This is a genomic window from Mycobacterium sp. OAS707 (assembly GCF_014873705.1).
Taxonomy (GTDB): domain Bacteria; phylum Actinomycetota; class Actinomycetes; order Mycobacteriales; family Mycobacteriaceae; genus Mycobacterium.
Genome location: NZ_JADBDS010000003.1, coordinates 463,928 through 485,670, shown reverse-complemented (window position 1 = coordinate 485,670; position 21,743 = coordinate 463,928). Strand labels below are relative to the sequence as shown.

The window sequence follows — 21,743 nt, the reverse complement described above, 5'->3', positions numbered from 1 at the left end:
CATGGCGGACGACCACTTCGCGATCAACCGAGCCTGGTGGGACGAACGCGCGCCAGCCCACGCCGGTTCGCCGGACTACGCCGTGCAAGCACTCATCGCCGACCCGACGCGCCTTTCCGACGTGGTCCGATTCGACGTGCCCCGCCTTGGTGACATCAAGGGGCAGCGGGGAATCCATCTGCAATGTCACATCGGGACCGACACCATCTCACTGCATCGCCTCGGTGCCGCGATGACAGGCCTTGACTTCTCGGGCGAATCGATCGCCATCGCCCGACGCATAGCCGCCGACGCCCGCGCCGATGTCACCTTCGTCGAAGCCGACGTCTACGACGCGCCCGCCGTCGTGGGCGGCGGTTTCGATTTCGTCTTCACCGGCATCGGCGCACTGTGCTGGCTACCCGATGTCGGGCGATGGGCAAGGACCGTCGCAGAACTACTGCGCCCGGGTGGCAGGCTGTTCTTGCGCGAGCTTCACCCGATGATGCTGGCCTTCGATGAACAGCGAACGGACGAATGGGTATTGCGCTATTCGTATTTCGAGCAGCCAGAACCGGGCGTCTTCGACGCGCCGGGAACGTACGTCCACACCGAAGCCGAGTTCGGCCACAAGCAGGTCAGCGACTGGAGTCACGGGATCGGCGACGTCATCACCGCGATCCTTCAGGCGGGCTTGGAGCTCACCATGTTCGTCGAGCACGACTCCGCGCCGAACGAGACGCTTCCGGGTCGCATGCATCGAGACGACGGCGAATGGCGCCTCATCGAGCACCCTGAGCGGCTCCCGCTGAGCTACACGCTGCAAGCCGTCAAACGTTAGAACACTTCGGTTTCGAGCCGCCGCAGATGTTCGCGCGGCGGGCCGAGCAGCTGTGCGCTGCCGTGGGCGCGCTTGAAGTACAGCTGGATGTCGTGCTCCCAGGTGATCGCGATCCCGCCGTGCATCTGGACGGCTTCGGCGGCCACCTTGGTGAAGGCCTCACTGGCCGTCACCCGCGCCAGCGCCGCCGACGTGGCCGATGGCGCGGCGATCGCGTCGTTGACGACGGCCCGCGCGGACTGCACCGCCACGTACAGGTCGGCCATCCGGTGCTTGAGTGCCTGGAAGCTGCCGATCGGTCTGCCGAACTGAACGCGGTCCTTGGTGTATTCGACGGTCAGGTCCAGACACTTGGCGGCCGCGCCGACCTGCTCGGCGGCCAACAGGATCGCGGCGATGTCGGCGAGCCCGGGGTCGGTGCCGATGTCGGCGGTGTCCGTGGGTTCGACACGGGCGAGTCGGCGCGTCTGATCCATGGCGTCGACGCGGTGCGCTGCGAAGGTCGTCCATCGGCTCAGCGTTGTCCCGTCCGCCGCGATCACGATGTCCGCGACATCGCCATTGATCACAAACTCGGGGTCGAAGACGACCGTGCCGATCGACGTGCCCTCGGCCAACCGTTCCAATGCGTCGGCGTCGGGCTCGTCAGACGCCAACAGGGCGAGTTCGGCAAGCGTGGTCCCCAGCAACGGAGTCGGCACCAGCGCCTTGCCCAGTTCCTCGAGCACCACCGCGGCATCGGCGAGCTCGCCGCCGGCGCCGCCCAACTCCTCGGGCACCACGAGTGCGGCCGCACCGACCTGCTCGCACAACAACTTCCACAGCGACTCGTCGTAACCGCGTTCGGACGCCATCGCCTCGCGCACCGCGGCCGGCGACGCGTGCCTGTCGACCAGCGTCGCGACGGTCTCGCGCAGCAGTTCCCGTTCTTCTGTCACAAAGCCTCCAAAAGTCGACGCCGATGCGCGGTCGGGTCGCCCCACGCCGAGCGCAGTGCCTGCACCCGCAGCAGCAACAGCGACATGTCGTGTTCCTGCGTGAAGCCGATGGCGCCGTGGGTCTGCAGCGCAGACCGTGCCGCAAGCAACGCGGCATCGGAAGCGGCGGCCTTGGCGGCGCTCACGTCGCGTGCGGTGTCTTCCGAGGTGTCGGCCAGCGACAGCGCCGCGCCGTACACCAACGGCCGCGCCAACTCGAGCGCGATGTGCACGTCGGCCAGCTTGTGCTTGATCGCCTGGTAGGTGCCGATCACTTTGCCGAACTGGCTGCGCTGCTTGGCGTATTCGACCGACGCGTCGAGCAGCGCCTGGCCCGCACCGACCAGCTGTGCAGCCGTCGTCAGTGCACCGAATTCGTAGGCCCGCGCCACATCGGCCGACTGCGGTTCACCGGAGGCGTTGACTTCGAACAGCTTTCGGCTCGGATCGACGGATTCGTGTTGCTCCCCGCGAGCGCCGTCACGCACCTGGCCATCGGCGGCCACCAAGACGATGCCTGCGACATCCGCATCAACGGCCCGCGGCACCTGCGGCGGCAGCGCGACGGTCGCGATCAGTTCACCGGACGCCAGCGCAGCCGACCGCTCGTCATCGGCGAGCAAAACCGGTGCCACCGCTATGGACTCAACTACCGGCCCCGGCACACACCACCGGCCCAGCCGCTCGACGGCGACCACAAGATCGACAGGGTGTGCCTCGATGCCGTCGTATTTCTCCGGCACAGCCAGTGCCGTCACACCGAGGTCGGCCAGCTGCGCCCACACTTTGCGGCCGGGCGCGGTGTCGCCCGCGGCCCAGGCGCGCACCGCGGCCGGCATGTCGGCAGCGCCCAACGCAGCGTCGATGCTGGCGGCGAAGTCGCGCTGCTGTTCGTCAAGACTGAATTTCATGATTACTTCCGCGGTAGGCCCAGCAGGCGCTCGGCGATGATGTTGCGCTGAATTTCGTTGGTGCCCGCGTAGATCGGGCCGCCGAGCGCGAACAGCAGGCCATCGGTCCAGGAATCGACCAGCTCACCATCGGCGGCCTGCATGTCCAGCGCGGTCTGGTGCAGGGCGACATCGAGCTCGGACCAGAACACCTTGGTCACCGACGACTCGGCGCCGAGCTCGCCGCCCGCGGCCACACGCGTGACCGTCCCGAAGGTGTGTAGCCGGTACGCCTGCGCCTTGATCCACGCATCGGCGACACGGTCGGCGAACACCGGATCGGGATTGGCTTTCCATTGCTCGACAAGTCGTTCGGCCGGTGCAAGGAAGCGGGCCGGGCTGCGCAGCGACATGCCACGCTCATTGCTCGATGTGCTCATCGCCGCGCGCCAGCCGTCGTGCACGTCGCCGATCACGTCGTTGTCGGGCACAAACACGTCGTCGAGGAAGATCTCACCGAAGCCGGTGTCCCCACCCAGCTGCGCAATCGGCCTGACGGTGATGCCGTCGGCCTTCAGGTCGAACATGAAATACGTCAGACCGCGGTGGCGCTCGGCAGCTGGATCCGAACGGAACAACCCGAATGCGCGCTCCCCGAACGGAGCCCGTGAACTCCAGATCTTCTGACCGTTCAGCAGCCAGCCGCCGTCGGTCTTTGTCGCGGTCGAACGCAGCGATGCCAGGTCGCTGCCCGACTCCGGCTCAGACCACGCCTGCGCCCAGATCTCCTCGCCGCTGGCCATTTTCGGCAGCACCCGATCGAGCTGTTCTTCGGTGCCGTGGGCGAATAGCGTCGGTGCGAGCATTGAGGTGCCGTTGGCGCTGGCCCGTCCCGGTGCGCCTGCGCGGAAGTACTCCTCTTCGTAGACCACCCATTGCAGAAGCGTGGCGTCACGACCGCCGTACTTCTCGGGCCACGTGATCACCGACAGTCCTGCATCGAAAAGCACCTTGTCCCAACGCCGATGCTGTTGAAAGCCCTCGGCGGTGTCGTACGACTTGGTGGGGAACGAGTCCCTGTTCGAGGCGAGGAATTCACGTACCTCGTTCTGGAACGCCAGTGTGGCGTCGTCAAAGTTCAGGTCCATCAGGCTCTTTCCCTTAACAGTGGTTTGACCACCTTGCCGCCCGGGTTCCTCGGCAGAACATCGAGGAATTCCACAGACTGCGGCGTCTTGAACTTCGCCAAATGCTCACGCGTGTAGGCGATTACCGTCTCTTCATCCAGCGATACACCCGGCTTGACCACGACGAAGGCCTTACCAACCTCACCGAGGCGCTCATCCGGCACGCCGATGACCGCGGACTCGACGACGCCGTCCAACCTTGCCAGCACCTGCTCGACCTCGGCGGGGTACACGTTGAATCCACCGCTGATGTACATGTCCTTGAGGCGGTCGGTGATGCTGAGATTGCCTGCAGCGTCCAGCTTTCCGACGTCTCCGGTGTGCAACCAGCCGTCGGCGTCGATCGCTGCGGCGGTCGCTTCGGGATCGTCGAGGTAGCCCAGCATCACGTTCGGCCCGCGCAATAGCACCTCGTCGTGTTCGCCAATCCGGAGTTCGAAGTCCGCAATCGGTCGTCCGCACGTGGTGGCGACGGTGACGGGGTCGTCGCCGGCGCTGCACATGGTGCCGAACCCGTTGGCCTCGGTCAGCCCGTATGCAGTGAGCACGATGTCGAAGTCCAACTCCTTCTGCATGCGCTCGATCAGCACGACCGGCACCACCGCCGCGCCGGTGACCGCGAACCTCAGCGAGGACAGGTCGTAGTCGCCGCGCTTGGGATGGTCGAGAAGCACTTGGTAGATCGTCGGCGGCCCGGGCAGCACGGTGATCCGGTGTTCCTGCACCGACCGCATCGCGCCCTCGGGGTCGAATGTCAGCTGCGGAATCAAGGTGGCCCCGGTCTGCAGGCACGCGAGGATGCCGGCCTTGTATCCGAAGTTGTGGAAGAACGGGTTGATGCAGAGGTAGCGGTCATCGCTGGTGATCTGGCCGCACTGCGCCCACGCCGCCGAACCGGCCAGCGATTGCCGGTGCGCACACAGCGCGCCCTTGCTGCGCCCGGTGGTGCCGGAGGTGAACAGGATGTCGGAGACGTCGTCGGGTGTCACGGCGGATGCCCTGGCATCGGCCGCCGGTAAGTCGGTGCCGCGGGCCATGAACTCATCCCAGGTCCCGTCGACCTTCTCGACCGGGATTCGGACGATGTGGCGCAACGCGGGCAGCGCGGAGCGGTCCAGTGACGCGGCCTTGTCGGCGCCAAGGAACTCGCCGGACGCGAACAACAGCGGCGCCTCGGTTCGCGCCAGGATGTCGGTGGCCTCGCTGGCGGTGTAGCGGGTGTTCAGCGGCACGAGGACTCCGCCGGCGTAGGTGGTGGCCAGGCATGCCACCACCCAATGCCAGGTGTTCGGCGACCAGATCGCGACCCGATCTCCGGCGCTGACGCCGAGGTCGACCATTGCCGCAGCGGCCCGGCGGACCTCGTCGCGCAGCTCGGCGTAGGTCAGCCGCCGATCTGGAGTGACCAGCGCGTCATGCTCGGAGAATTGGTCGGCAATCCGGTCCAGGACCTGCGGAATGGTCCTACGGTCGTCCCCGGTCCTGCGGTCGTGGGCCCACCCCATTGATGCTCCTCTAACAAAGCAAGTGCTTGGTAGGTTAGCCTACAGGGGTGATAGAGGTCGAGGAGTTCAGGGCCGAGGTCCGTGACTGGCTCGCCGAGAACCTCGTCGGCGATTTCGCCGCGCTCAAGGGCCTAGGGGCGCCTGGCCGCGAGGACGAGGCGTTCGAGGAGCGACGCGCCTGGAACCAGCATCTGGCGGCCGCGGGCCTGACCTGCCTGGGCTGGCCGGTCGAGCACGGTGGTCGCGGCTTATCGGTCGCTCACCGCGTCGCTTTTTACGAGGAGTACGCCCGCGCGGACGCGCCGCACAAGGTCAATCACTTCGGTGAGGAACTGCTTGGCCCGACGCTGATCGCGTTCGGCACCGAGGAGCAGAAGAAGCGGTTCCTGCCGAAGATCCTCGACGTCACCGAGCTGTGGTGTCAGGGCTACTCGGAACCCGGCGCGGGCAGTGACCTCGCCAACGTCTCGACGACAGCCGAGCTCGACGGTGATCAGTGGGTGATCAACGGCCAGAAGGTGTGGACGTCGATGGCGCACCTGTCGCAGTGGTGCTTCGTGGTGGCCCGCACCGAAAAGGGCTCGAAGCGACACGCCGGCTTGTCGTATCTGCTTGTGCCGCTTGATCAACCCGGTGTCGAGATCCGGCCGGTTGTGCAGCTTACCGGCACCGCCGACTTCAACGAGGTGTTCTTCGACGACGCCCGCACCGACGCCGATCTGGTGGTCGGCGAACCCGGCGACGGCTGGCGGGTCGCGATGGGGACGCTGACGTTCGAGCGTGGCGTGTCGACGCTTGGTCAGCAGATCCGTTATGCGCGTGAGCTTTCCAACTTGGTCGAGGAGGCCAAGCGCACCGGCGCCGATGACGACCCGCTGATCCGTGAACGGCTGACACGATCGTGGGTGGGCCTGCAGACAATGCGGTCGTATGCGCTTGCGACCATGGATGTCGAGCAGCGAGGCGGTCAGTCCGCCGGGAAAGACTCAGTGTCGAAGCTGCTGTGGGCCAACTGGCATCGCGATCTCGGCGAGCTGGCGATGGACATCGTTGGCAAGGCCGGTCTGGTGGCCAAGGACGGCGAGTTCGACGTCTGGCAGCACCTGTACCTGTTCACCCGCGCGGACACCATCTACGGCGGGTCGAACGAGATCCAGCGCAACATCATCGCCGAGCGGGTGCTCGGCCTACCGCGTGAGGTGAAGGGCTAGTGACACTGGCGGAACCGCCGAAAGAGATTGAGGGACACGGACTTCTGACAGGCAAGGTGGTCGTCGTGACGGCCGCCGCAGGCACCGGCATCGGCTCGGCCGTCGCTCGCCGTGCACTGGCCGAAGGCGCCGACGTCGTCGTCTCCGACCACCACGAACGCCGGCTGGGGGATACGCGCGACCAGTTGACCGAGCTCGGGCTGGGCCGTGTTGAAAGCGTCGTCTGCGACGTGACGTCAACAGCTCAGGTCGACGCATTGATCTCGTCGACCACCGCGCGAATGGGCCGCCTCGACGTCTTGGTCAACAACGCCGGCCTTGGCGGCACCACGCCAGTCGTCGACATGACCGACGAGGAATGGGATCGGGTGCTCAACGTGACCCTCACGTCGACGATGCGGGCCACCCGCGCGGCGCTGCGGTATTTCCGCGACGCCGATCACGGCGGCGTGATCGTCAACAACGCCAGCGTGCTCGGCTGGCGGGCGCAGCACTCGCAGTCGCACTATGCCGCGGCGAAGGCGGGTGTGATGGCGTTGACCCGATGCAGCGCAATCGAAGCCGTCGACTACGGCGTGCGCATCAACGCGGTATCGCCGAGCATCGCCAGGCATAAGTTCCTCGAGAAGACCAGCTCTGCAGATCTGCTCGACCGGCTCTCGGAGGGGGAGGCGTTCGGCCGCGCGGCGGAACCGTGGGAGATCGCGGCCACCATCGCATTCCTGGCCAGCGACTACTCCAGTTATCTGACTGGCGAGGTCATCTCGGTGTCGAGCCAGCGGGCCTGACGCAGCGCTTTCTCCACGGAATCTTCACAAACGCTGCCCAGAAGCCCCACATCTGGCACCTACAGTCAGGTGTGTGAAGCGAATCCTGGTGGTCGAGGACGAGCCGACCATCTTGGCTGCTGTCGCCACCAGGCTGCGTGCCGAGGAGTTCCAGGTCGCGACGGCCGTGGACGGACCGTCGGCCGTCGCAGCGGCGCTGGCCGATCCGCCGGACCTCGTGGTGCTCGATGTCATGTTGCCCGGGTTCGACGGGCTCGAGGTGTGCCGGCGAATTCAGTCCGTGCAGCCCATCCCGGTGTTGATGTTGACTGCGCGAAGCGACGAGACCGACATGCTGATCGGGCTCGGAATCGGCGCCGACGACTATCTCACCAAGCCGTTCAGCATGCGCGAACTGGTCGCGCGGATCCGGGTGCTGTTGCGCCGCATGGATCGCACTGGCCCCGCTCAGCCTATGTGGATCGGTGAACATCGAATCGATCTGCAGGCGCGCAGGGTTCACAAGGGTGATGCCGAAGTCCACTTGACGCGAACAGAATTCGATCTGCTCGTCTTTCTGGCAGGCAGGCCGAGCGCCGCGGTGTCCCGCGATGCCCTGCTCGAACATGTGTGGGGTTGGGGGTCTGGCGTGGAGAGCCGTACCGTCGATACGCATGTGAAGGCGTTGCGCCGCAAGCTCGGTGCAGAGCTCATCCGCACCGTGCACGGCGTCGGGTACGCATTGGAGTTACCGCGGTGAGCCGGCTCGGCGCCGCATGGGATCGGCTGCCGCGGCCGCTGGATCCCTTCGCCTCATTCAAGGTCAAGATGGGTCTGCTCGTCGTCGGCGCGATCACCCTCGTCGCGTTCATGTTCTGGATCGGCGCGGGTTGGCAGCTGCGCTACACGCTGCTCGCCGCGCTCGTCGGATCACTCGGGCTCACTTTGTTTCTCGCACACGGTATGACGTCGCCGCTGCGTCAGATGACGGCGGCCGCGCGGGTGATGGCCCGCGGTGACTACAGCGTCCGCGTCCGGGCCACCTCGAGGGATGAAGTCGGACAGCTTGCGACGGCCTACAACCAGATGGCGGCCGACCTGGGGGCGGCCGACGAGTATCGGCGTGGGCTCATCGCCAATGTCTCGCACGAATTGCTCACACCGATCACGGCGTTGCATGCGTTGCTGGAGAACGTCGTCGACGGCATCGCCGAGCCGGACCAGAAAACCATGCGGATGGCGCTGTCGCAGACCGAGCGGCTCGGCGAACTGGTGACCAATCTACTCGACCTGTCCCGTCTCGAGGGCGGCGCGATCCCGTTGCAACCCACGAGATTCGGCGTCAAGCGATTCCTCGAGGAAGCAATCGGGCACGTGGCGGTGACTGCCGACGGTGTGCAGGTGTCGGTGCAGGTCTCACCGGAGGACTTGGTGGCCGTCGCCGATCAGGCTCGGTTGCGGCAGGTGGTCGTCAACTTGGTCGACAACGCGATTCGACACAGTCCCGCAGGCGCTGCGGTCTCCGTGATGGCACGCGCGGCGCAGCCGACCGGCCTGCGGCTAGAGGTGTGCGACGAGGGACCGGGAATACCGCCTGCCGAGCGCGAACGCGTGTTCCAGCGCTTCACCAGGGGAGCGACGTCGGCAGGAGGTACCGGTCTCGGGTTGGCGATCGCGCGGTGGGCGGTCGAATTGCACGGGGGCGCAATAGAAGTGATAGCTGCGCCCGCGGGATGCCGTATCGGGGTCACGATCCCGACGACACAGGAGGACTCGCGTTGACCACGTTGTACGGCCGGTACGGGACACCACCGCCACCGCCACCGCCGCCGATGCTCGGTCCACAACCGGCGCGACACGGCGAACCAGGCTGGACCGTCTGGCCGCATCGGATCTGGCCGCTCGACCTTCGGGCCGTCGCGCCGCGGCGGCTTGTCACGTTGGCGCTCGTCGCTGCCGGAGCGGGCGCCGAGTTCTGGCGACCCTCGGTGCTCAGCGCTGGCTACCTCGTCGTGGGTATCGCGGTGTTCGCCGTCGTGTATGGCACCGCCGGGCGTCGTCCTTCGCGCGGGCAATGGCTCGGGATCGCGCTCACCCTGGCACTGCTGTCCGTGCCCGCGTTGTTGGCCGCCAAATGGCTTGGGGTGCTGTGCATTCTGGCGGCCTGGCTGGTCGGCTGGGGCACACTTGTCGGCGGCCGGACGTGGACCGCCGTCTTCACAGGACCGTTCATCCCGGCGCTGCTGCCCGCCAGGGTGGTCGGGTGGGTGCGTCGCGCCGTTCCCGAGGGCGGATTGACGTGGAACGATCGGCCAAGTGGGGTCCGGATCGGCGTCGTCGCAGCAGTCACGATCGTGCTGGCGCTGGTATTCGGCGGCCTGTTTGCCTCCGCCGACGTGGCCTTCGCGCGACTGATCGATGCCCTGATACCCGAGTTGAACCTCGCCGAGTTTTACGCCCGCGGCTTCGTCTTCGGAATTGTGCTGTGCCTCGTGCTGTTCGGCGGATACGTGGTGCGTTTCGCCCCCAAGCTGGATGCATTGGCGCCAGAACCCATGCGTCCCTTGCCGAATTGGGAGTGGGCGGTGCCGCTCGCGGTGCTGGATGTGCTCTTCATCGGATTCGTCGCGGTTCAGGCCACGGTGTTGTTCGGCGGACACCAGCATGTGCTTGAGACTGAGGGGTTGACCTACGCGGAGTATGCGCGCCAGGGCTTCTGGCAGCTGTTGTGGGTTTCTGCGCTGACGCTTCTGGTGCTGAGCGGCGTCATCCGCGTGGCAGGGCGGCGTCAGGCGACAGGTCGTCGCCTCCTTCGGATACTCGTCGGGATCCTTTGTGCGACTTCGGTTGTGGTGGTGATCTCGGCGATACACCGGATGTGGCTGTATCAGCAGGCCTACGGGTTCAGCGTGCAACGACTGATGGTGATCACCATCGAGTCGTGGCTCGGTCTGGTGTTCGTCCTCGTCGCGGTCGCGGGCATACGGATGAAAGGGCGGTGGTTGCCACGGGCGATCCTGGTGGCCGGTGCAGTCGCGTTACTGGGCCTGGCCGCCACCAACCCGGAGCGGCTGATCGCCGAACGCAACATCGACCGTTACGAGCAGGGGGAAGTGTTGGACATCGGCTACCTCAGTGGTCTGTCGGCGGACATCGAACCGGCGTTGGCAGGGCTGCCCGCAGGGGTCCGCGTCTGCCCGACGTACCGCGACGACCGACCGGACCCGTGGTACGAGTTCAACCTGGCGCACTGGCGTGCTCCACACGGCGGATGCCCCGGTCTTACCTAGCAAGCGCTTGGTTGCTATCCTATCGGAGTGGATAAGGCGCTTCCGAGCCGCCGCGACGAGCTCTTAGACCTCGCGGCGACGATGTTCGCCGAGCGGGGGTTGCGCGCGACCACCGTGCGCGACATCGCCGACTCGGCGGGCATCCTTTCCGGCAGCCTGTATCACCACTTCAAGTCCAAGGAGCAGATGGTCGAGGAGGTCCTGCGGGACTTCCTGGACTGGCTGTTCGACCGGTACGCCGAGATCGTCGCACGCGAAACCGATCCGCTGGAGCGCGTGAAGGGCCTCTTCATGACCTCGTTCGAGGCGATCGAACACCGGCATGCGCAGGTCGTCATCTACCAGGACGAGGCCAAACGACTGTCCTCGCTTCCGCAGTTCGAGTTCGTCGAGAGCCGCAACCGCGAACAGCGCAGGATGTGGGTGGATGTGCTCAAGCAGGGTGTCGCCGAGGGCCGCTTCCGGCCCGACATCGACGTCGACCTGGTCTATCGGTTCATCCGCGACACGACGTGGGTTTCGGTCCGCTGGTATCAACCCGGCGGACCACTGACGGCCGAACAAGTCGGCCAGCAGTATCTGAGCATCGTGCTTGGCGGCATTACCAAAGAAGGAGCTCCAAATGGCTGAGGCGTACGTCATCGAAGCTGTGCGCACCGCGGTCGGCAAGCGCAATGGCTCGCTCGCCGGTGTGCATCCCGTCGACCTAGGCGCGGCCGGGTGGCGCGGACTCTTCGACCGGGTGGACGTCGATCCCGCTGCGGTCGACGACGTGATCGCCGGCTGCGTCGACGCGATCGGGGGGCAGGCGGGCAACATCGCCCGGCTGTCCTGGCTGGCGGCCGGATACCCGGAGGAGGTGCCTGGCGTCACCGTGGACCGGCAGTGCGGTTCCAGCCAGCAGGCGGTGTCCTTCGGCGCGCAGGCCATCATGTCGGGCACTGCCGACTTGATCGTCGCCGGCGGTATGCAGAACATGAGCCAGATCCCGATCAGCTCCGCGATGAGCGTCGGCGAGCAGTTCGGATTCACTTCTCCCACAAACGAATCCAAGAGCTGGCTGCACCGCTACGGGGATCAGGAGATCTCGCAGTTCCGTGGCGCGGAGCTGATCGCCGAGAAGTGGGAGATCTCTCGCGAGGAGATGGAGGAGTTCTCGCTTGCCAGCCACCAGCGCGCGCAGGAGGCGATCCGGTCCGGCTACTTCGAGAACGAGATCATCCCGGTCGACGGTTTTGTCACCGACGAGGGGCCGCGCGACACCTCACTGGAGAAGATGGCGGGGCTGAAGACGTTGGTCGACGGCGGCCGCCTGACCGCCGCGATGGCCAGCCAGATTTCCGACGGCGCCAGCGCGGTGTTGCTCGCATCCGAGCAGGCCGTCAAGGACCACGGGTTGAAGCCACGCGCCCGCATCCACCACATCAGTGCCCGTGGCGCGGACCCCGTGTTCATGCTGACGGGGCCGATTCCCGCGACGCGCTACGCGCTGGAGAAGACGGGCCTGACGATGGACGACATCGACACAGTGGAGATCAACGAGGCGTTCGCGCCGGTCGTCATGGCGTGGATGAAGGAGCTCAAGGTCGACCACGCGAAGGTCAACCCCAGTGGCGGCGCCATCGCGCTCGGCCACCCGCTGGGTGCCACCGGCGCCAAGCTGTTCGCCACCATGCTGAATACGTTGGAGCGCACCGGCGGTCGCTACGGCTTGCAGACGATGTGCGAGGGCGGCGGCACCGCCAACGTCACCATCATCGAGCGGCTGTAGTCACTACGCCGAGCGACCGTGTCTGTGCACGACACGCCGCACTTTTGTGTACAAATGCGGTCGCTCGCGCGGAGTCGAGCACCCGCTCAGTGGTCGTGGAGGACCACGCCACGGATGTTGCGGCCGGCGAGCATGTCGTCATATCCGTCGTTGATGTCGGCGAGTTTGTACTCGGCCGTCACCGTCTCGTCCAGCAGTAGCTTGCCGTCCCGGTAGAGGTTGAGCAGCCGCGGGATATCGGCGCGTGGGTTGGCCTCGCCGTAGAGGCTGCCGAGCAGTCGCTTCTGGAACAGCGTCACGAACGTCATCGGCAACGTCGGCGTGACGTCGGCCATTGAGGCGATCGCCGTCATCACGACGGCACCGCCCTTGCGGATGATGTTGAACGCGTCGTTGAGCATCGCGCCCTCCAACACCCCCATGGTGAGCAGCGCTGAGTCCGCCATCACGCCGCGCGTCAGGTCGGTCACCAGTTCGGTCGCCTCGACCACAGAGGTGACGAAGTGTGTTGCGCCGAACTGAAAGGCCTTGTCCCGCTTGGTATCAACGATGTCGACCACCACGATGTGCTCGGCACCCGCGAGTCGAGCGCCCTGGATGGCGCCGCTGCCGATTCCGCCGCAACCAATCACCACGACGGTGTCGCCGGGACTGACCCCAGCACTGTTCACGGCAGACCCCCAGCCGGTCATCACGCCGCACCCCAACAAGCAGGCTCTGGCCAACGGCAGGTCGTCGTCGATCTTCACGACGGACGCCTCCGAGAGCGTGCCGTACTGCGAGAAGCTCCCGACGCCCGATAAAACTCCGACGTCCTGTCCCCGCACCTTGCGCCGGAATGTGCCGTCGGCCTGCACCCCGACCATGATCAGTGCGCCGAGGTCGCACAGGTTCTGGTGCCCGCTGGCGCACCAGCGACAGCGCCCGCATGCCGGCAGGAATGACGTCACCACGTGATCGCCCACCTTGAGGTCGCGCACGCCAGGGCCGACTTCCTGCACAATTCCTGCACCCTCGTGTCCACCGATGATCGGCAGAGGGACGCCGGCGAAGTCGCCGGTGACCACGTGGTGATCTGAATGGCACAGGCCGGTCGCCTCGAATGAGATCAGGACTTCGCCCTCTTTCGGCCCATCAAGCTCGACCTCTTCGACGCTCCACTTCTCGTTGAGCCCCCACAGCACAGCCGCGTTCGTCTTCATGGGCCGAGTGTAGGAAAGACCCAGGCCCGATACGGGCTACTCGACGAACGCGGCGGCCGCCTGCAGATGCTTGACGGCGTCACTCACGATCGTGTCGATCAGTTCGGCACACGACGGCAGGTCGTCGAGAATGCCTGCGACCTGACCCGATGCCAGCACACCCGCGGTCGTATTGCCTTCGACAAGGCCGGCCTTCAGTAGCATCGGGGTGTTGGCCGCCATGACCACCTGCGCCCAGCTCAGTTCCTTGCCGTGGCGCATCTCCAGACCATCGCTGATCATCGACCGCCACGTCATGCCCGACATCTTCTTGAACTTCTGCGCGTTGCGCACCGCAGCCGTGAAACCCCTTACCCGCGAGCCACTCTCGAGCTTCTCGACCAGTCCGGTGCGAAGCACCCGGTGCGGCATGCCATCGACGCGCGTCGACACCACGGTGCCGTCCAGGCCTGCCTCGAGATACCGCTGCTTGACGGCGTCGGGCACGGTGGAGTCGGAGGTCAACAGGAAGCGCGTGCCCATCGCAACGCCCGCGGCGCCGTAGGACAGCGCCGCCGCCAACCCGCGGCCGTCGAAGAACCCGCCCGCCGCGACGACGGGAATGTCGACGGCGTCGAGCACCGACGGAAGTAGCAGCGTGGTCGCGATCGGACCGGTGTGCCCACCGCCCTCGCCGCCCTGGACGATGACCGCGTCGGCACCCCAGCCTGCGACCTTCTTCGCATGCTTGGCCAGGCCGACAGACGGAATCACCACCACGCCAGCCTCTTTGAGCTTCGCGATCAGGTCAGGCTTGGGCGCCAGCGCGAAAGACGCGACCTTCACGCCCTCGCGGATCAGCAGATCTATGCGATCACCCGCATCGCCCGCGTCGGCGCGGATGTTGATGCCGAACGGTTTGTCCGTCGTGGCCTTGACCTTCGTGACCGCCGTCTGCAGTTCCTCGAGGGTCATCGTCGCCGAGGCCAGGATGCCGAGGCCGCCTGCATTGGACGTCGCCGACACCAACCGCGCACCCGCCACCCAGCCCATCCCGGTCTGCACCACTGGATGCTCGATGCCGATCAGCTCGGTCAGTGGCGTGCGCAGCTTGCTCATCGTACTTCCTTGTCCCGCACCGACTTCGGATCGATCACGTCGCGGATCAGCTTCAGCTCATCAGCGGTGGGGAGTCTTGTCGCCTCGGCCTTGTCCAGGTCGTGTACCTCGAACGAGGTGTTCTCGGCGACCTGATCGGCTTCCACACCCGGATGCAGTGACACCGCTCGCATCTGGTGATCCGGCCCGTTGAAGTCGAACACGCCGAGGTTGGTCACGACCCGGTAGACGTTGACGAAGCGGTACGCCGGATTATCCGGGTCCACCTTGTCCCAGCCGATGCCGGAGACCACGTCGACGGAATCGCCGAACACCCGCTTGGAATGGTTGCCGACCCAATAGCTGGTCGCGTGGTTGATCGTGTTGCCCGGGGCGCCACGCACCCCGAACATCTGCCGGGTCGGGTGCTGCAGCGGGCCGAACGCTGACAGATTCTGGTTGCCGTAACGGTCAATCTGGTTGGCGCCCATGACAACATGGCGACGACCCCAGGCCAGCGTCTCGAATACGCGGCCGAACGGCATCCAGCCTTCGATCGCTCCGACCACACCAATCGCGGGCGTGTCGGCGAGCAGTCGGGCCTCACCGTCGGTGAGCAGGATGTCGGGGGAGAACGTCAGCCGCGCCAACCGGGCGCCGATCGACACCATGTTCGCCATCGGGCTGACCATGATCTCACCGGCATCGCGGAACAGTTCGGCGCATGCGACGGCACAGACCTCGGCTCGGGTCGTCGACATCACTTCGTCTCTCCAAACTTCCGTACGGCCGCCTGGTAATCGGCCTCGCTGCCAGACAGATATGTCGCCACGAATTCCTGCCACGTCTCGTCGGACCCAGCCGCCTCGGCGTAGTGGCGCTGGAACTTCTCGTCACGCCGATAATCCGGTTCGGCGGTGGTGAAGTGGGCTCCGTTGGGCGCCTCGACCACGGAATCCACCATCATCCGGTTGATCAACAGTGCCTGCGGCGGTACGCCTTTGACCAATTCCTCGGTGGGCACCACCTTTTCCACCGACAGGTAGCGCCGGTCGGCGGCCATCAGGTACAGGTCGTCGAAGTACGGGTCGATGCCGGTGTAGGCGGCGTTGCCTTGCGCGTCACCGAGATTCATGTGCACGAATGCGGCGTCGAGCCGCAGCGCAGGCATCGCGACGAGCTCCTCGAAACCGCCATCGGTGGGGTACGGCGACTTCACCGTCTTCAGTTCGTCACCCCAGAAGGCGCGCACATCGCTGCCGAGGCCGGCGCGGATGGGCAGGAACGGCAACCGCTGCGCGGCGGCCTGCAGCCCGCACCGCAACATGCCCTCGTCCATCTCACGCGACTCGATCGCACCGCTGGTACGGGCCTTGGAGAACCACGGGTCGTAGAACGGCGGTGAATCCAGCGACACAAAACCGTAGTAGACGCGCTTCACCTTGCCGGCCGAGCACAGCAGCCCGAGGTCGGGTCCGCCGTACGTGACAACGGTCAAGTCCTTCACTGAAGTACGCAGCAGCGCGCGTACGAACGCCATCGGCTTGCGACGTGAACCCCAGCCGCCGATGCCGATCGTCATACCGCTTTCGACCGAGGCGACGGCCTCGTCCAATGTGGTCCGCTTGTCGCTCACGCCTTCTTGCCCTTCGCCGTCCCTGCGAAGGCGTCGCGGTGTTCGTCCGCCACGCCGGCCAGATTCAATTCGAACGTAAAGCCTTGCTCCATGCGGTAACTGGAGTTGACCTTCTGCACATCGATCAGGTTCAGCGCTTCCTTGGCGGCGCGGATCACCCGGGTGTCCTTGGCCGCGATGTCGCGTGCGACCCGCAGGGCGGCCTCGTCCAACTCCGCGCGAGGCACCACTTCGTGCACCGATCCGAAGTGATGCAGCGTCGCTGCGTCGACGGTGGCTGCGGTGAAGAACAGCCTGCGCATCATGTGCTGGGGTACCAGGCGCGACAGGTGGGTGGCCGCGCCCAAAGCGCCCCGTTCCACCTCGGGCAAGCCGAACTTCGCGTCGTCGGAGGCGACGATCACGTCGGCGTTGCCGACAAGGCCGATGCCGCCGCCGACGCAGAAGCCGTTGACGGCGGCGACCACCGGAACCGCGCATTCATAGACCGCGCGGAACGCCGCATAGCATCCGCGGTTGGCGTCGATGAGCGCGGTGAAGCCCTCGGTGTTCTGCATTTCCTTGATGTCGACGCCGGCGTTGAAGCCACGGCCCTCGGCGCGGAGGATCACGACGTGGGTCGTGGGGTCCGCCCCCGCCTTGGTGATGACATCGCCGAGTTCGAACCAGCCTTGCGACGGGATCGCGTTGACCGGCGGGTAGTCGACGGTGACCGAGACGATGCCCGGCTCAGTGGTCGTGGAGGTGATTGGCATTGCACTTCCTGGGGGTCGGTACCTAAGCAAGCACTTGCTTGGTACGCTAGCACAGTGACCGACGCCGCTGACATCAACCTCGGGCTCAAGGACAGGGTGGTCCTGGTGACCGGTGGGGTCCGCGGCGTCGGCGCCGGCATCAGCGCCGTTTTCGCCCATCAGGGCGCCACGGTGGTGACCTGCGCACGCCGCGCGGTCGAGGGGCTGCCGTATGAGTTCCACTCCTGCGACGTGCGCGACGACGATGCCGTCGCCGCAATGATCGGCGCCATCGCCGAGCGCTACGGGCGACTCGACGTCGTCATCAACAACGCGGGCGGCTCGCCGTACGTGCTCACGGCGGACGCCAGTGCGAAGTTCAGCCGAAAGATCATCGAGCTCAACCTGCTGGGTCCGCTCTCGGTGTCACAGCACGCGAACGCGGTGATGCAGACGCAGGAGCGTGGCGGGTCGATCGTGAACGTCGCCAGCGTCAGCGGGCGTCGGCCGACGCCAGGGACGGCGCCGTACGGTGCCGCCAAGGCCGGTGTCGAAAGCCTCACCAGCACACTGGCTGTCGAGTGGGCACCGAAGGTCAGGGTCAACTCCGTGGTCGTCGGCATGGTCGAGACAGAACAATCCGAATTGTTCTACGGCGACGAAGAGTCCATCGCGGCCATCTCGAAGAATGTGCCGCTCGGCAGGCTGGCCAAGCCTACCGATGTCGGTTGGGCCGCAGCGTTTCTCGCGTCGGACGCCGCGTCTTACATCAGTGGAGCGAGCCTCGAAGTACACGGCGGCGGTGAGCCGCCGCACTACCTGGCCACAACGAACGCAATCAGTTAAGGAGACATCGGATATGGGTTTGCTCGACGGCCGGGTGGTCATCGTGACAGGTGCCGGTGGCGGCATCGGGCGCGCGCACGCGCTGGCGTTCGCCGCGGAGGGCGCACGCGTTGTGGTCAACGACATCGGCGTTGGCTTGGACGGTTCACCCGCTGGCGGCGGCAGCGCTGCACAGGGTGTCGTCGACGAGATCACCGCCGCCGGAGGCGAAGCCGTCACCAGTGGGGCGAACGTCGCCGACTGGGCGCAAGCCGAAGGCCTGATCCAGACGGCGGTCGACAGCTTCGGTGGCCTGGACGTTCTGGTCAACAACGCGGGGATCGTTCGCGACAGAATGTTCGCGAACACCAGTGAGGAAGAATTCGACGCGGTCATCGCCGTACATCTCAAGGGCCACTTCGCGACCATGCGCCATGCGGCGGCCTACTGGCGTGCACAGTCGAAGGCGGGCAACGCCGTCGATGCACGCATCATCAACACCAGTTCCGGCGCGGGCCTGCAAGGCAGTGTGGGACAAGCGAATTACAGCGTGGCGAAGGCTGGCATCGCGGCGATGACGCTGGTGGCAGCCGCCGAGATGGGGCGCTACGGCGTCACCGTCAATGCGATCGCGCCGTCGGCGCGCACCCGCATGACCGAGACGGTGTTCGCCGAGATGATGTCGACGCAGGACAACGACTTCGATGCGATGGCGCCGGAAAACATTTCACCGCTTGTGGTTTGGCTGGGCAGCGTCGAGTCGAGGGACGTCACTGGCAGGATGTTCGAGGTCGAGGGGGGCATTGTCCGGGTCGCCGAGGGTTGGGCACACGGACCACAGATCGACAAGGGCGCCCGGTGGGACCCCGCCGAACTCGGCCCGGTGGTCAAGGATCTGCTGGCCAAGGCTCGTCCGCCGGTTCCGGTCTACGGCGCCTAGGCCTCGAGATTGCAGTTCTCGCGTTGGCTTCTCGCACTCTCGCCCGACAACTGCGGTTTCGACGCGGACCGATACTAGGGCCCATTGGTCCGCTGGTAGACCCAGATGTGAGCGCGCGCGAAGTATTTCAGCAGCAGCTCTGCGACGTCGACCTACTTCTTGAGCCGACGGCTGCCGCCGTGCCAATCCTCTTGTTTGCCAACCGAATCGGTATCGACGCCGAAGCTCGCCAGCTGCGGCCGCTCACGCAGGCTGCGCTTCATCTCGGCGAACCCGGGGAAGCTCGCCAGCGCGATGACGTGGTCCCACAGCTCAGCGGCGTCGTCGGGCGACGGCAGCCTGCTGATCACCGGTCCGAAGAACGCCTTGCCGCCGGGAGGTTGGAAGTGCAGGATCGGGGTGCCGACATCGCGCCCCGTCAGTGCCAGCGCCTCGTCCGTCTCCGTCCGGATCTCCTCGTCCAGCGACGTATCCTCAAGCGCTTCAAGGAAATCAACGGCCAATCCAAGCTCTTGCAGCAACGGCTCCAGCATTTGGCGCGAACCTTGACCTGATGCCGACAACGGATCGACCTCGCGTGACGTGTCGAAGATCCTGGTGCCCATCGCCTCGTAGAGGGGCCCGACCGCGTCGCGTCCCTGCTCTGCACGCAAGCGTGCGGCGACCCGCAACAGCCGCAATCCGGCGGTGTGTCCCTCCTCGTACTCAGGAGGGAAGTGCGCCGCATAGTCGATGTGTGCATTGAGTATCCGCAATGAGATGAAGCGCCAATCCACCGTGTAGTCGCGCTGGGCGGCAACGATGCGCACCCACTTGCTGGTCATCCAGGCAAACGGGCAGACCGGATCGAAGTAGAAGTGAAGGTCGTAACCTGTTGTCACGGTTCGCAAACCACGAGCGGAATCACTCGGTCGGTCCAGGACTTGTAGTCCTCAATCGTCGGATAGACCTGGGCCAGTTGCTGCCAATAGCGTTCGCGCTCTTGCTCGTTGGCGTCGCGGGCGGTCAGGTGAAACGTATCCTTCTTGATCTGAACCTGCACCTTCGGGTTGGCCTTCAGATTGAGGTACCACATCGGGTGTTTGTCGCTGCCGCCCCTTGACGCCGGCACGATGACCTTGTCCCCGTCGCGGATATACAGCAGCGGCGCTACCCGGGGCTGACCCGTCTTTCGGCCGATCGTTGTCAGCAGTGCGACGGGTGCCTTCTGAACGGTGCCGCCGAGCCTGCCGCCGGTCACCTTGTAGATCCACGTGTTACCGCGTGACATCCACTTGATGAACGAGTCGGCGAACGGTGAGTTCAGGTTACGTGGCGGCGACTTTGGCATGGCTCGATCCTAGGACGTCAGGAAGGGCCGAACGACCGCCGTGATGTGATGGATTGCGCCGTCGGAGGCAGGTATGAGGAAGGTTTCGTCGATGTGTGCGCCGACCCGTCGGCCGGCGATTGATGGCTTGGTCACCAGATCGAATTTCGCGCGCACGACGTCGCCCTCGATCGTGAACTCGGGCACCGACGTGTCTCGAATGATTCGATACTGCGGTCCGCCGTTCAGGCTGCGGCGCAAGTGATCTCCCGAGAATCCGGTCTTGACGCCGAACTCGATGCGGGTGCATCCGGGCGCGAACGGAACCTTGTCGGCGTCGTGACTGACCAGCGCGTCGATGTACGCCTGCGCCGCGGCGATCCGTTCGTCGTCGGAAGCCGGCATCAGATTCGCTCGATGATCGTTCCGGTGGACAGGGCGCCGCCGGCGCACATCGTGATCAGCGCCGTGGTCTTGTCGGTGCGCTCCAGTTCGTGCAGCGCGGTGGTGATCAGCCTGCTGCCGGTGCTGCCGACGGGGTGACCGAGCGCGATCGCGCCGCCGTTGACGTTCACCTTGTCCATGTCGGGGTTGTGGACGCGCGCCCACGACAGCACGACGGACGCGAACGCCTCGTTGATCTCCGTGATGTCGATGTCACCCATCTTCATCCCGGCCTTCTCCAGCACCTTCGCCGTCGACTGCACCGGACCGTCGAGGTGGTAGTAGGGCTCCGCTCCGACCAGCGCCTGGCTGATGATCCGGGCCCGCGGCCGCAGGCCGAGCGCCTTGGCCTTGTCCTCGTCCATCCACAGCACCGCAGCGGCACCGTCGGAGATCTGCGACGACGTTCCCGCCGTATGGATGCCGTCCTCGATGACCGGCTTCAACGATGCCAAGCCCTCCAGCGTGGTGTCCCGCAGGCCCTGATCGCGCGTGACGACGTGGCGCTCCGAGGTCGGCTGCTTGTTCTCGTCGAGCACCGGGGCCTCGATGCCGCTGATCTCGCGGTCGAACCGGCCCTCGGCCCAAGCCTCCTTGGCCTTGCGCTGCGAGTCGAAACCGAACTGGTCGATGTCCTCGCGGGTGATGCCGCGGCGCTTGGCGATCCGCTCGGCGGCGGTGAACTGGTCGGGCAGGTCGATGTCCCACGAAGCCGGCCGCAGGATGCCACGGTCCGGACCCGCGTTGGCGCCGAGGCCGACGCGGCTCATCGCCTCGATGCCGCAGGCGATGCCGATGTCGATGGCGCCCGCAGCGATCAGCCCGGCGACCAAGCCGTTGGCCTGCTGGCCGCTGCCGCACTGGCAGTCCACCGTCATCGCACCCACGTGCTCCGGCAGCCCGGCGACCAGCCAGCTGACCCGGGTGATGTTGTTGGACTGCTCACCGAACTGCGTGACGCAGCCGCCGATGACCTGCTCCACGTCGCCGGCATCGATGCCGGCCTTCTCGACCAGTGCCCTCTGCGTGGCGCCCAGCAACTCGGTGGCGTGCAGGCCTGACAGCCATCCGTTCCGCTTGCCGATGGGGCTGCGGGTGGCTTCAACGATGACAGGGTTACCCATTCCGTCAGGCTAGAACACGTTTCATTACTCTGAC

23 protein-coding genes are annotated in these 21,743 nt (G+C 65.8%); 10 read left to right on the top strand and 13 right to left on the bottom strand.

From position 1 onward, the window contains the following. The first annotated feature begins 1 nt into the window (after nucleotide 1). Complete coding sequence (locus tag GGC64_RS20495) at nucleotides 2-820, top strand: bifunctional 2-polyprenyl-6-hydroxyphenol methylase/3-demethylubiquinol 3-O-methyltransferase UbiG (protein ID WP_192724373.1); 819 nt, start codon at nucleotides 2-4, stop codon at nucleotides 818-820. Here the strand turns inward: GGC64_RS20495 and GGC64_RS20490 are convergent. Genes GGC64_RS20490 through fadD3 form a run of 4 tightly spaced genes read right to left on the bottom strand, consistent with a single transcriptional unit; the run spans nucleotide 817 to nucleotide 5,379 of the window. Continuing rightward, nucleotides 817-1,758, bottom strand: coding sequence for an acyl-CoA dehydrogenase family protein (locus GGC64_RS20490; protein ID WP_192724372.1), 942 nt, complete (start codon nucleotides 1,756-1,758; stop codon nucleotides 817-819). The genes GGC64_RS20495 and GGC64_RS20490 overlap by 4 nt on opposite strands. Next, on the bottom strand, nucleotides 1,755-2,708 hold the full coding sequence (locus GGC64_RS20485; RefSeq protein WP_192724371.1) for an acyl-CoA dehydrogenase family protein: 954 nt from the start codon (nucleotides 2,706-2,708) through the stop codon (nucleotides 1,755-1,757). The genes GGC64_RS20490 and GGC64_RS20485 overlap by 4 nt, the downstream gene beginning before the upstream one ends. Nucleotides 2,709-2,710: 2 nt before the next feature. Continuing rightward, nucleotides 2,711-3,835 carry an acyl-CoA dehydrogenase family protein gene (locus tag GGC64_RS20480; protein WP_192724370.1) on the bottom strand — a complete coding sequence of 375 codons (1,125 nt, stop codon included), beginning with the start codon at nucleotides 3,833-3,835 and terminating at the stop codon, nucleotides 2,711-2,713. After that, nucleotides 3,835-5,379 (bottom strand): 3-((3aS,4S,7aS)-7a-methyl-1,5-dioxo-octahydro-1H-inden-4-yl)propanoate--CoA ligase FadD3, encoded by a 1,545-nt coding sequence (gene fadD3, locus GGC64_RS20475; protein ID WP_192724369.1) that lies wholly within the window; start codon nucleotides 5,377-5,379, stop codon nucleotides 3,835-3,837. The genes GGC64_RS20480 and fadD3 overlap by 1 nt, the downstream gene beginning before the upstream one ends. A 47-nt stretch (nucleotides 5,380-5,426) precedes the next feature. Between fadD3 and ipdE1 the strand changes: the two genes are divergently transcribed. The 7 genes from ipdE1 (at nucleotide 5,427) to fadA6 (ending at nucleotide 12,418) form a co-directional block, all read left to right on the top strand. Then, the gene (gene ipdE1, locus GGC64_RS20470) at nucleotides 5,427-6,590 is read left to right on the top strand and encodes an acyl-CoA dehydrogenase IpdE1 (RefSeq protein ID WP_192724368.1); all 1,164 of its coding nucleotides are present in this window, start codon (nucleotides 5,427-5,429) and stop codon (nucleotides 6,588-6,590) included. Next, nucleotides 6,590-7,378 carry a (5R,7aS)-5-hydroxy-7a-methyl-1-oxo-2,3,5,6,7,7a-hexahydro-1H-indene-carboxyl-CoA reductase gene (gene ipdF, locus GGC64_RS20465; RefSeq protein ID WP_192724367.1) on the top strand — a complete coding sequence of 263 codons (789 nt, stop codon included), beginning with the start codon at nucleotides 6,590-6,592 and terminating at the stop codon, nucleotides 7,376-7,378. Before ipdE1 ends, ipdF begins: the two co-directional genes overlap by 1 nt. 73 nt (nucleotides 7,379-7,451) lie before the next feature. Continuing rightward, complete coding sequence (locus tag GGC64_RS20460) at nucleotides 7,452-8,117, top strand: response regulator transcription factor (protein ID WP_192724366.1); 666 nt, start codon at nucleotides 7,452-7,454, stop codon at nucleotides 8,115-8,117. Nucleotides 8,118-8,185: 68 nt separating this feature from the next. Next, nucleotides 8,186-9,139, top strand: coding sequence for a HAMP domain-containing sensor histidine kinase (locus GGC64_RS20455; RefSeq protein ID WP_192725204.1), 954 nt, complete (start codon nucleotides 8,186-8,188; stop codon nucleotides 9,137-9,139). After that, entirely contained in the window at nucleotides 9,136-10,647 is a 1,512-nt protein-coding gene (locus GGC64_RS20450; protein ID WP_225952114.1) for a DUF4153 domain-containing protein, read from the top strand. Before GGC64_RS20455 ends, GGC64_RS20450 begins: the two co-directional genes overlap by 4 nt. 27 nt (nucleotides 10,648-10,674) lie before the next feature. Further along, the gene (kstR2, locus tag GGC64_RS20445; RefSeq protein WP_370582212.1) at nucleotides 10,675-11,277 is read left to right on the top strand and encodes a TetR family transcriptional regulator KstR2; all 603 of its coding nucleotides are present in this window, start codon (nucleotides 10,675-10,677) and stop codon (nucleotides 11,275-11,277) included. Next, nucleotides 11,270-12,418: a steroid 3-ketoacyl-CoA thiolase FadA6 gene (fadA6, locus tag GGC64_RS20440; protein ID WP_192724364.1), complete on the top strand. Its 1,149-nt coding sequence runs from the start codon at nucleotides 11,270-11,272 to the stop codon at nucleotides 12,416-12,418. Before kstR2 ends, fadA6 begins: the two co-directional genes overlap by 8 nt. Before the next feature lie 86 nt (nucleotides 12,419-12,504). On the opposite strand, the gene GGC64_RS20435 is transcribed toward fadA6, so the two are convergent. From GGC64_RS20435 to echA20, 5 genes are read right to left on the bottom strand one after another with little or no spacing between them, the layout of a single operon-like run. Next, nucleotides 12,505-13,620 (bottom strand): NDMA-dependent alcohol dehydrogenase, encoded by a 1,116-nt coding sequence (locus GGC64_RS20435; protein WP_192724363.1) that lies wholly within the window; start codon nucleotides 13,618-13,620, stop codon nucleotides 12,505-12,507. Between the two features lie 36 nt (nucleotides 13,621-13,656). Then, a complete protein-coding gene (gene ipdC / locus GGC64_RS20430; protein WP_192724362.1) occupies nucleotides 13,657-14,718 on the bottom strand; it encodes a (3aS,4S,5R,7aS)-5-hydroxy-7a-methyl-1-oxo-octahydro-1H-indene-4-carboxyl-CoA dehydrogenase in 1,062 nt (353 codons plus the stop codon). Next, nucleotides 14,715-15,458 (bottom strand): cholesterol ring-cleaving hydrolase subunit IpdB, encoded by a 744-nt coding sequence (ipdB, locus tag GGC64_RS20425; protein ID WP_192724361.1) that lies wholly within the window; start codon nucleotides 15,456-15,458, stop codon nucleotides 14,715-14,717. The genes ipdC and ipdB overlap by 4 nt, the downstream gene beginning before the upstream one ends. Then, on the bottom strand, nucleotides 15,458-16,333 hold the full coding sequence (gene ipdA / locus GGC64_RS20420) for a cholesterol ring-cleaving hydrolase subunit IpdA (protein WP_192724360.1): 876 nt from the start codon (nucleotides 16,331-16,333) through the stop codon (nucleotides 15,458-15,460). The genes ipdB and ipdA overlap by 1 nt, the downstream gene beginning before the upstream one ends. After that, complete coding sequence (gene echA20 / locus GGC64_RS20415; protein ID WP_192724359.1) at nucleotides 16,330-17,088, bottom strand: (7aS)-7a-methyl-1,5-dioxo-2,3,5,6,7,7a-hexahydro-1H-indene-carboxyl-CoA hydrolase; 759 nt, start codon at nucleotides 17,086-17,088, stop codon at nucleotides 16,330-16,332. The genes ipdA and echA20 overlap by 4 nt, the downstream gene beginning before the upstream one ends. A 54-nt stretch (nucleotides 17,089-17,142) precedes the next feature. On the opposite strand from echA20, the gene GGC64_RS20410 reads away from it, so the two are divergent. Together GGC64_RS20410 and GGC64_RS20405 are read left to right on the top strand one after the other, a co-directional pair. Beyond that, nucleotides 17,143-17,913: an SDR family oxidoreductase gene (locus tag GGC64_RS20410; protein WP_192724358.1), complete on the top strand. Its 771-nt coding sequence runs from the start codon at nucleotides 17,143-17,145 to the stop codon at nucleotides 17,911-17,913. 13 nt (nucleotides 17,914-17,926) lie between these two features. Beyond that, on the top strand, nucleotides 17,927-18,832 hold the full coding sequence (locus GGC64_RS20405) for an SDR family oxidoreductase (RefSeq protein ID WP_192724357.1): 906 nt from the start codon (nucleotides 17,927-17,929) through the stop codon (nucleotides 18,830-18,832). 152 nt (nucleotides 18,833-18,984) lie between these two features. Here the strand turns inward: GGC64_RS20405 and GGC64_RS20400 are convergent, their stop codons facing one another. From GGC64_RS20400 to GGC64_RS20385, 4 genes are read right to left on the bottom strand one after another with little or no spacing between them, the layout of a single operon-like run. Beyond that, nucleotides 18,985-19,656 carry a hypothetical protein gene (locus GGC64_RS20400; RefSeq protein ID WP_225952260.1) on the bottom strand — a complete coding sequence of 224 codons (672 nt, stop codon included), beginning with the start codon at nucleotides 19,654-19,656 and terminating at the stop codon, nucleotides 18,985-18,987. Nucleotides 19,657-19,709: 53 nt separating this feature from the next. Further along, a complete protein-coding gene (locus tag GGC64_RS20395) occupies nucleotides 19,710-20,162 on the bottom strand; it encodes a nitroreductase family deazaflavin-dependent oxidoreductase (protein ID WP_192724355.1) in 453 nt (150 codons plus the stop codon). A gap of 9 nt (nucleotides 20,163-20,171) precedes the next feature. Beyond that, nucleotides 20,172-20,546, bottom strand: coding sequence for a hypothetical protein (locus GGC64_RS20390; protein ID WP_192724354.1), 375 nt, complete (start codon nucleotides 20,544-20,546; stop codon nucleotides 20,172-20,174). Next, the gene (locus GGC64_RS20385; RefSeq protein WP_192724353.1) at nucleotides 20,546-21,709 is read right to left on the bottom strand and encodes a steroid 3-ketoacyl-CoA thiolase; all 1,164 of its coding nucleotides are present in this window, start codon (nucleotides 21,707-21,709) and stop codon (nucleotides 20,546-20,548) included. The genes GGC64_RS20390 and GGC64_RS20385 overlap by 1 nt, the downstream gene beginning before the upstream one ends. Nucleotides 21,710-21,743 lie beyond the last annotated feature (34 nt).